The sequence below is a fragment of the Streptomyces sp. N35 genome (assembly GCF_016464295.1).
Classification (GTDB): domain Bacteria; phylum Actinomycetota; class Actinomycetes; order Streptomycetales; family Streptomycetaceae; genus Streptomyces.
On record NZ_JAEIMH010000158.1, the window covers coordinates 1 to 9,048 of the forward strand.

General features: G+C 71.3%; 8 protein-coding genes. 5 read left to right on the plus strand and 3 right to left on the minus strand.

Annotation, left to right across the window (positions count from 1 at the left end; translation table 11 throughout):
- A partial coding sequence (locus JAO81_RS40910; RefSeq protein WP_267913126.1) for a sigma factor occupies positions 1-586 on the minus strand: 586 nt, incomplete at its 3' end.
- 155 nt (positions 587-741) lie between these two features.
- Here JAO81_RS40910 and JAO81_RS40915 point away from each other — a divergent pair.
- Positions 742-1,371, plus strand: a complete 630-nt coding sequence (locus JAO81_RS40915; protein WP_199553092.1) for an LUD domain-containing protein — start codon at positions 742-744, stop codon at positions 1,369-1,371.
- A gap of 27 nt (positions 1,372-1,398) precedes the next feature.
- Here JAO81_RS40915 and JAO81_RS40920 read toward each other — a convergent pair whose 3' ends face one another.
- The gene (locus JAO81_RS40920; protein ID WP_199553093.1) at positions 1,399-2,211 is read right to left on the minus strand and encodes a M15 family metallopeptidase; all 813 of its coding nucleotides are present in this window, start codon (positions 2,209-2,211) and stop codon (positions 1,399-1,401) included.
- A 174-nt stretch (positions 2,212-2,385) separates the two neighbouring features.
- Between JAO81_RS40920 and JAO81_RS40925 the strand changes: the two genes are divergently transcribed.
- Together JAO81_RS40925 and JAO81_RS40930 are read left to right on the plus strand one after the other, a co-directional pair.
- On the plus strand, positions 2,386-2,919 hold the full coding sequence (locus JAO81_RS40925) for an NUDIX domain-containing protein (RefSeq protein ID WP_199553094.1): 534 nt from the start codon (positions 2,386-2,388) through the stop codon (positions 2,917-2,919).
- 57 nt (positions 2,920-2,976) lie between these two features.
- The gene (locus JAO81_RS40930; protein WP_199553095.1) at positions 2,977-3,465 is read left to right on the plus strand and encodes a GNAT family N-acetyltransferase; all 489 of its coding nucleotides are present in this window, start codon (positions 2,977-2,979) and stop codon (positions 3,463-3,465) included.
- On the opposite strand, the gene JAO81_RS40935 is transcribed toward JAO81_RS40930, so the two are convergent.
- Positions 3,434-5,797, minus strand: a complete 2,364-nt coding sequence (locus JAO81_RS40935; RefSeq protein WP_199553096.1) for a glycoside hydrolase family 31 protein — start codon at positions 5,795-5,797, stop codon at positions 3,434-3,436. The two genes, JAO81_RS40930 and JAO81_RS40935, sit on opposite strands and share 32 nt — an antisense overlap.
- A 280-nt stretch (positions 5,798-6,077) precedes the next feature.
- Between JAO81_RS40935 and JAO81_RS40940 the strand changes: the two genes are divergently transcribed.
- A complete protein-coding gene (locus tag JAO81_RS40940; RefSeq protein WP_199553097.1) occupies positions 6,078-8,045 on the plus strand; it encodes an acetoacetate--CoA ligase in 1,968 nt (655 codons plus the stop codon).
- Between the two features lie 85 nt (positions 8,046-8,130).
- Positions 8,131-9,048: hypothetical protein (locus JAO81_RS40945; protein WP_199553098.1), on the plus strand; the 918-nt coding region annotated here is incomplete at its 3' end.

Consider the following 9,048-nt stretch of genomic DNA (forward strand, 5'->3'; position numbering starts at 1 on the left):
GGGCCGACGAGGCCAGCTGGCGGCAGGCCGCCGGCGTACGTCCGACGATCCGCGCCACTTCGGCGAAGGGGTACCGGAAGACGTCGTGCAGGACGAAGGCGACCCTCTCGGCCGGCGTCATCGCCTCCAGAACCACGAGGAAGGCCATGCCGACCGACTCGTCGAGGGTGACCCGGTCGGCCGGATCCGCTGCGGCGCCCCCTGCCCGCGCCGTGCCCCACTCGGTACCGTCGGGCAGCGGCTCGGGGATCCACTCGCCCACGTACGTCTCCCGCCTTGCCCGCGCCGAACCGAGCAGATCGAGGCAGACGCGGCTGGTCACCGTCGTGAGCCAGGCGCCGGGGGAGGAGACGGCCTCCCGCCGGGCGTGCGTCATCGCGTACCACCGGGCGTAGGCCTCCTGTACGGCGTCCTCGGCGTCGGCCAGGGAACCGAGCAGCCGGTAGGCGATGTTGGTCAGCCGGCGCCGTTCACCGATGACACCGCTCAATCCCGGATCGCCCGGCCCGTACCCCGTCCCCGCGCTGCCCGGCCCGTACCCCGTCCCCGTGCCGCCCGGCCCGTACCCCGTCCCCGTGCTGCCCATCCCGTCACCCGTCCCGTCGCCGCGGTTGCCGTCCTCCCTTCGACGAGACAGCGCTCGCAGATGTGACGCGGCCGCCTCGCCTCACATTCCGGCGGGCCGCGTTGTCGTACTGGTGAGGACCGCACACGACCACCCACCGCCACGCAGGAGGCGCCATGTCCACCACCGTTCCGGCCACCCCGTTCACCTCGCCGGCTTCCCCCGCCGGCCTGGAGCGGACCGCCGCGGCGCTGAAGGAGCGCAACTTCGCCGCCGAGATCCTCGACGACGGCGCCGCCGCACGCGATCGCGTCCGCGACCTCATCCCGCAGGGCGCCACCGTCTTCACCGGCGCCAGTGAAACCCTCCGCCTCACGGGCATCGACGACGACATCAACAACAGCGGACGCTACGACTCGGTCAAGGCGCGCAGCAGGTCCATGGACCGCTCCACTCAACTGACCGAGATGTGGCGGATGATCGCGGCCCCCGACGTCATCGTCGGCAGCGTCGCCGCGGTCACCGAAACCGGCTCCCTGGTGGCCGCCTCGGCCAGCGGCAGCCAACTCGCGGGCTATGCGGGCGCGGCACCCCGCATGATCCTCATCATCGGCGCACAGAAGGTGGTCCCCGACCTCCCCACGGCGTTGCGCCGCGTCGAAGACCACTGCCTGCACCTGGAGAACGAACGCGCCCTGGAGGCCTACGGAGTCCCCAGCGCCTTGAACAGACTCCTCATCCTCAACGCCGAACCCCACCCCGGCCGCGCCACGATCCTCCTGCTCCGCGAGCCGCTCGGCTTCTGAGGAAGCCTTCACTCGCTCAAATGCCTGCTAGCGCGCCACCGACCTCCGGCTCACCGGAAAGTCGAAGTAAGTCTCCGGAAAAACCTCCGGCTTGTACGTGAAGTGCCACCACTCCTCCGGCAGATTCACGAACCCGACCGCACTCAACGTCCCCCGGAGCAGATCCCGATTGGCGCGCTGCTCTCCGGTGATCCGCGGATCGTCCGTGTGGGACAGCGTGTCAAAGCAGTCGTAACCCGTGCCCATGTCCACCGAACTGTCCGGGAATCGCCTGTCCACCGGCGCGAAGCACGGAACCAGCGGCTCGCCCGGCACATACGGCCGCGTCGGCGGCGCGGGCAGCTTCACGATGGTGAGGTCGACCGTGGAACCCCGGCTGTGTCCCGACTTCTCGGCGATGTAACCGTCCGCGAAGAGACGGGACTTGTCGACGTTCGGATAGAACTCCGCCTTCATCCGCTCGTCGTCCAGATCCTCGGCCCACCGTACGAAGTGATCCACCGCCCGCTGCGGCCGGTAGCAGTCGTACACCTTCAGCGAGTACCCCTGCTTCAGGAGCCCTCGCTGAGCCTTGCGCAGAGCGAGCGCGGCCGGCTTCGTCAGGATGCAGACCGGCTGGCGGTAGCCGTCGATGCGCTCACCGACGAAGTTGTGCGCCGTCGTGTAGCGCATCTCGTGCAGGATCGTCCGGTCCACCCGGTCGAGCGCCACGAACTCCTCGGGCGCCTTGGGCTCCGGCTCGGCACCGGCCGTGGCCGGCGCCGCCGTCACGGTGAGCAGGGCGGCAGCGGCGACGGCGAGGGTGCGCCACACAGTGCGCGTACGCGAAAGACGAGTCATGGCCCCTCCGTCTACCAGTCGGATGGGGCGCATGGGAAGGGTGAGCCCAAGACGGGCGAGTCGGACCCCAAGGCGGGCGAGTCGGACTGGGCAAGGTGAGCCCAAGACGGGCGAGTCAGGCGACGGGGGTAGGCGGCCGCACGGGCGTGTCGGCGTTCCGCTACAGTCCCGCCCGTGCCCGAGCCTGTATCCTCCCCCGCCAAGTCCGCCCAGGACTCCCACTGTTCGAGCTGCGGCGCTCCCTACACGGACGTCTCCGGCTGGCCCCGAACCTGCTCTGTCTGCGGCGCCGTCGCGTACCGCAATCCGCTTCCGGTTGCCGTCGCACTGCAGCCCGTCCACGACACGGAAGGCATGGGCCTGCTCGTCGTCACGCGCGGAATCGAGCCCGCCCGCGGCCAACTCGCCCTGCCCGGCGGCTTCGTCGATCACAACGAGGACTGGCGGCACGCGCTGGTACGGGAGTTGCGCGAGGAGACCGGCATCGAAGCAGACGAACGCGACGTCCGCCTCGCCGACGCCCTGAGCTCCCCGGACGGCCACCTCCTCCTCTTCGGTGTCCTGCCGCCCCGCCCCGCGGCGGAGCTCCCGCCCTTCGCGCCGACCGACGAGACCACCGCCCGCTCCCTTCTGCGCGCCCCGTCCGCACTCGGCTTCCCCCTCCACACGGTGGCGGCCGCGGCATGGTTCGAGGGGCGCTACGCGTAAGGGAGCCAGCAAGGAATGTAAGGGTCCCTGTCACTGTGCGCCCCTATACTCGCCCGCATGGATCCGATCACCATCCGCCGAGCCGTACCGACCGACGCCCCAGCGCTCACCAGCCTCATGCTGGCGTCGAGCGCGTACGAAGGGACGTACGCCTCGATCCTCGAGGGCTACCGCGTGACCCCCGACTACGTGGCGCGCCACCGCGTGTTCCTCGCCGAGGACCCGCAAGGCGCGCCACTCGGCTTCTCCTCGCTCCTCTGCGATCCGCCCGAGCTCGACCTGGCCTTCGTCGCCGACGAAGCCCAGGGCAGCGGCGTCGGGCGTCGCCTGATCACACACATGCTCAACGAGGCACGCGCAGCGGGCTTTTCGGGCGTACGTGTGGTCTCGCACCCGCCATCGGAGGGCTTCTACCGCGCGATGGGAGCGCACCGCACCGGCACGCTCCCGCCCAGCCCGCCGAAGGTGACCTGGGAGCGCCCGGAGCTGTGGTTCACCATCGAGGACCCGGCCCTCACACCCCCCGTACCCGCACCCTCTGGGTGACCTCCTCCACACCCGCGTCCGTCTCCCGAACGACCACCACCCGGTCGTTCTTCCACCGCGTCACATAGCGCTCGACTTCGGCACGCTCCCAGCCGTCCCCGGGATCGCGCACGACAAGCCCGCCGCCGGTACGCCCCCGCAGCGGCGCCCACACCTCCAGCTCGAGCTCCCCGTCCTCACCGCGCACCGGCACCACCGTCCCGGCCCGCGCGAGCACCGGGATCCGGGACGGGGGAGCGTCGAGAAGCACCTGTCCCGGCCCGTCATAAGCGCGCTCACCGACGGTGTCGTACCACCGCCCCCGTGGCAGCCGCACCGCCCGCCGGTCGGCACCGGGCTCGAACACCGGCGCCACAAGCAGCGCGTCCCCCAGCAGGAACGCATCGTCGCAGTCCCGCAGCGCCCGGTCCTCCGGCGCCGACCACCACAGCGGCCGTACATACGGAGCACCCGTGCGCGCCGCGAGCTGGGAGAGCGTCACGAAGTACGGATGCAGCCGGCGCCGCTCCTCCAGCGCCGCCCGCGCATGCGCGAGGACCTCATCCCCGTACACCCAGGGCTCACGCCGGCCGGCATGCATCGCCGAGTGCGTACGGAACAGCGGCAGCCACGCCCCCAGCTGGAACCACCGCAGATACAGCTCCGCGGTCGGCTGCCCGCTGAACCCGCCCACATCAGGCCCCGAATACGGAATCCCGCACAGCCCGAGACCGAGCACCAGAGCCAACGAGGCCCGCAGCCCCGCCCAGCTGGTCTCCACATCCCCGGACCAGCTTCCGCCGTAGCGCTGCAACCCCGCCCAGCCCGAGCGTGAGAACAGGAACGGCCGCTCCTGGGGCCGCAGTTCGCACAGCCCTTCGTACGCGGCCCGGGCCATGCACAGCCCGTAGACGTTGTGCGCCTCGCGATGATCACCGCCCCGCCCGTCCAGCGCGTGCCGCGCCGACCGCGGCAGCGACGGGTCACCGAAAGCGGCGAACGACACCGGCTCGTTCATGTCATGCCAGAACCCGGAGAACCCCTGCCCGAGCCGCTCGGCGTACTGCCGGCCCCACCAGGCCCGCACATGCGGCGCGGTGAAATCCGGGTAGACCGACTCACCCGGCCACACCACACCCCGTACGCGCCGGCGCTTCGCATCCCGTACGAACGCGTCCTCGGCCCTGCCCGAGTCGAACAGGGCACGGCCCGGCTGGGCCTTGACCGCGGGGTCGACGATCGACACGAGCCGCGTCCCCTGCTCCCGCAACTCATCCGCCAGCGCGGGCAGTTCCGGGAAGTTCTCGCGATCGACCGTGAACACCTGATGCGCGTCATAGTGATCGATATCCAGGTGTACGGCGCCGAGCGGCAATCCCCGCTCCTGATACCCGGCCACCACGCGGCGGACCTCCGTGGCCGACCCGAACCCCCACCGCGCGTGCTGATACCCGAGCGCCCAGGCCGGCGGCACCGCGGGCGCCCCCGTCAGCGCCGCCCACGCGTGCAGCACCCGGGCCGGCGTCCCGACCGCCACCCAGCAGCGCAACGGGCCACCGTCCACGCGCAGTTCGGTCGTCCCGGGCCGGTCATGCCCCGAACCGGCCCCCTCCTCGCCCTCGCGCAGGGTGACGGATCCGTCCCAGGAGTTGTCGTGGAAGACCAGATGCGTCCCCGCGTCCGCGACCACCAACTGCACCGGCATCGTCAGATACAGCGGATCGTCACCGGGCGCGAAGGACCCGCCGGGATCGGTGTTCCACAGCCGATACGTGCCGTCCGCAAGGCGCGGCCCCGCCGCCCGCCCGCCGAGCCCGAAGAACCGCGCGTCGGCCCCCACTTCGGACCGCTGTACCCACCGCGCACCGCTCCCGTCCCCGCCCGCCGGCTCCCACCAGCGCGGCGGCAGATCCCGCCGCAGCACCACGCCGCCCGGGGTGCGCACCTCGACCGTGCCGTGCCGGGACACCACGACCATGACCCGCTCCGACACCACCCGCCAGCCGCCGTCCTTGTCGGGCTCCAGGAACGCCCGTGGATCCGGCTCGGGCCGTGGACCCGACAGCGCGTACGAGGGCTCGGGACCCGCACCGTCCCAGCCCCAGAACACGGCGCCGCCCCCGGTCACACACACCCGCAGCTCGGACCGCGCGAACCGCACGACACCCCCGCCAGGCCCCGGCTCGACCCCGGTCACAGGCCCCGGCACCCGCGCCCTCTCCGCCCCGCGCCGCGGCAGCCCGGCCGAGTCGGCCCGCTGCCTGCGCCAGGCCGCGCGCACCGTCCGCAGGCTCTGCGCCGCGCCCACCATGCCGACCGCTCGTACGGATCGCACCAGATCGTGACCGTTCATGCGGCTCACCCTGCCACCGCCGCGACCGCGCACAGGGGGCGTTCAACTGCCGTTCACCCGGGGCGGGAGCACATCTTCACGCATCCGCCGCCGATGGTGATGCTGTGGCGCACCACCACCCCCTCGCGCCCCTGAATCCGCGGACGTGTGGGAGACCACTATGGTGCGGAAGTCGATCACGTGGCATCGTCCCTGTCAGCCGCACATCGTCCGCCCGACCCGGTACGGGTGCGGTCCACGCCCACCGCGTCCACACCGCGTACCGCTTGGGAGCCGCACGATGTCCACCGCCGCACCGACCCCCCTGTGGCAGCCCGACGAGGCCCGGATCTCCACAGCCCGGATCACCCGTTTCCAGAGCTGGGCCGCCACCCGTCACGGCGCACCGGCGGAGGGCGGATACGAGGCCCTGCACCGGTGGTCGGTCACGGAGCTCGAGTCGTTCTGGCAAGCCGTCGTCGAGTGGTTCGACATCCGCTTCTCCACGCCGTACGAGCGCGTCCTCGGCGACCGTTCGATGCCGGGCGCCGAGTGGTTCCCGGGCGCCACCCTCAACTATGCGGAGCACGCGTTGCGCGCGGCCGCGGACCGCCCCGACGATTCCGCGCTGCTGTATGTGGACGAGACACATGAGCAGACCCCCGTGTCCTGGGCCGCGCTGCGCCGCCAGGTCGGCTCCCTCGCCGCGGAACTCCGCGCCCTCGGCGTACAGCCCGGCGACCGCGTCAGCGGCTATCTGCCGAACATCCCGCAGGCCGTCGTCGCGCTCCTCGCCAGCGCGGCCGTCGGCGCGGTGTGGACCTCCTGCGCCCCGGACTTCGGTGCCCGCAGCGTCCTCGACCGCTTCCAACAGGTAGAGCCCGTCGTCCTGTTCACCGTCGACGGCTACCGCTACGGCGGCAAGGAGCACGACCGCCGCGAGACGGTCGCCGAGCTCCGCGGCGAACTGCCCTCCCTGCGCGCGGTGGTCCACATCCCGCTCCTGGGCACCGAGGCGCCCGAAGGCGCACTCGAATGGTCAGCCCTGACCTCGTCCGACACCGAGCCGGTCTTCGAGCAGGTCCCCTTCGACCACCCCCTATGGGTCCTCTACTCCTCCGGCACCACCGGCCTGCCGAAGGCGATCGTCCAGTCCCAGGGCGGCATCCTCGTCGAGCACTTCAAGCAGCTCGGCCTGCACTGCGACCTCGGCCCGGAGGACCGCTTCTTCTGGTACACCTCCACCGGCTGGATGATGTGGAACTTCCTCGTCTCCGGCCTCCTCACCGGCACCACGGTGATCCTGTACGACGGCAGCCCCGGCTATCCCGAGACCGGCGCCCAGTGGGCCATCGCCGAGCAGACCGGCGCGACCCTCTTCGGCACCTCCGCCGCGTACGTCATGGCCTGCCGCAAAGCCGGTGTGCACCCCGGCCGCGACCACGACCTCTCCCGTATCCAGTGCGTCGCCACCACCGGCTCCCCGCTCCCGCCCGACGGCTTCCGCTGGCTGCACGACGAGGTGCGCGAAGACCTCTGGATCGCCTCGGTCAGCGGCGGCACCGACGTCTGCTCCTGCTTCGCCGGCGCCGTCCCCACCCTCCCCGTGCACATCGGCGAACTCCAGGCCCCCTGCCTGGGCACGGACCTCCAGTCCTGGGACCCGCAGGGCAAGCCCCTCATCGGCGAGGTCGGCGAACTCGTCGTCACCAACCCCATGCCGTCCATGCCGATCCACTTCTGGAACGACCCGGACGGCACCCGCTACCACGACAGCTACTTCGACACGTACCCCGGCGTCTGGCGCCACGGCGACTGGATCACGCTCACCGACCGCGGCTCGGTCGTCATCCACGGCCGCTCCGACTCCACCCTGAACCGCCAGGGCGTCCGCATGGGCTCCGCCGACATCTACGAGGCCGTCGAACGCCTCCCGGAGATCCGCGAATCCCTCGTCATCGGCATCGAACAGCCCGACGGCGGCTACTGGATGCCGCTCTTCGTGCACCTCGCTCCCGGCGCGGTCCTGGACGACGACCTCCGTACGCGGATCAAGCAGACCATCCGAGAACAGCTCTCCCCGCGCCACGTCCCCGACGAGATCATCGAGGCCCCCGGCGTTCCGCACACCCTCACCGGCAAGCGCATCGAGGTCCCGGTCAAGCGACTCCTCCAGGGCACCCCCCTGGACAAGGCGGTCAATCCCGGCTCGGTCGACAGCCTGGAACTCCTCCAGTTCTACGCCGACTTGGCCCGCGAACGCCGCTGACCTGCAGCGCTTCCCCCTCGATCACTGTTGTCAGTGCCACCGCTTACGGTGAGTGAGCACGGACCGACTGTGTTCAGGGGGAAGCATGGCGCACACCAAGCAGGACACGATGCGGCGCGCACTGCGCCGCGAGATCGCCGGCACGATCGGCGTCCTCACCGACAACGTGGACTTCGAAGCGATGCGGCACTACCGCAGCTTCGCCTTCGACGACCACGGCGAGTATCTCCGGCAGGTCGAAGGCCTGCTGAAAGCACGCGACGCCCAGGGCAGACACACCACCCTGGCCCTCTTCGACCCGGAGGAGTACGAGGAGTTCTGCGCCGCAGCCGACCTCGACCCCGACCGTGCGGCGAGCCGCACCTTCTTCACCGCGGACCTCGCGGCCGCCGGCGCCACAGTCCCCTTTGACGGCAGCTCACTCGACACCCTCGTACCCGCACTGATCGAGGAGGCAGTCCGCCGGTCCACCTGGGAGTACGCCGGCTCCGTCCTCGCCGGCATCGGGGAGTGCGCCGGGTGCGGCGAGGACATCGGCCGCGCCGCCTTCGCGCTGGCCGCCCGCCTGCTGACCCGCGTCCTCGACAGCGTCGGCCACGGCGCCCACCACCTGGTGTGCAGCGCCTCCCTGCCCACACATGACCTGACCGCGGCCCTGCACACCTCCGCGGACCCGGACGGACGTATCGATCTGGACGAGCAGGAAGCCATGGAATTCGCCTCGGTCCTGGCTGTCGCCCTCGCGACCCGGAGCGCGGGCGGCCTGGTAGCGCGCTCCAGCACCCCCGACACCCGCGACCGGGTCCAAGGCTGGCGCCTGCAGGGAGAGTTGCTCATGCCGCTCACCGCGGCCGAGGTGTTCGACGCGTACTGCACCGACATCTACTCCGGAGAGCCGCTGCCCCCGGAATCCGGCGTCGACTACTGCGCGGCACCGGACCTGGGGCCATTCGAGGGGCACACGCACCGATGTACGCCGATGGGGCGCCCCACCTCACGGTGG

Coding starts and splice junctions, on each gene's coding strand:
- JAO81_RS40935 (WP_199553096.1), bottom strand. CDS start 5,797: ATGAACGGTCACGATCTGGTGCGATCCGTACGAGCGGTCGGCATGGTG.
- JAO81_RS40920 (WP_199553093.1), bottom strand. CDS start 2,211: ATGACTCGTCTTTCGCGTACGCGCACTGTGTGGCGCACCCTCGCCGTC.
- JAO81_RS40915 (WP_199553092.1), top strand. CDS start 742: ATGTCCACCACCGTTCCGGCCACCCCGTTCACCTCGCCGGCTTCCCCC.
- JAO81_RS40940 (WP_199553097.1), top strand. CDS start 6,078: ATGTCCACCGCCGCACCGACCCCCCTGTGGCAGCCCGACGAGGCCCGG.
- JAO81_RS40930 (WP_199553095.1), top strand. CDS start 2,977: ATGGATCCGATCACCATCCGCCGAGCCGTACCGACCGACGCCCCAGCG.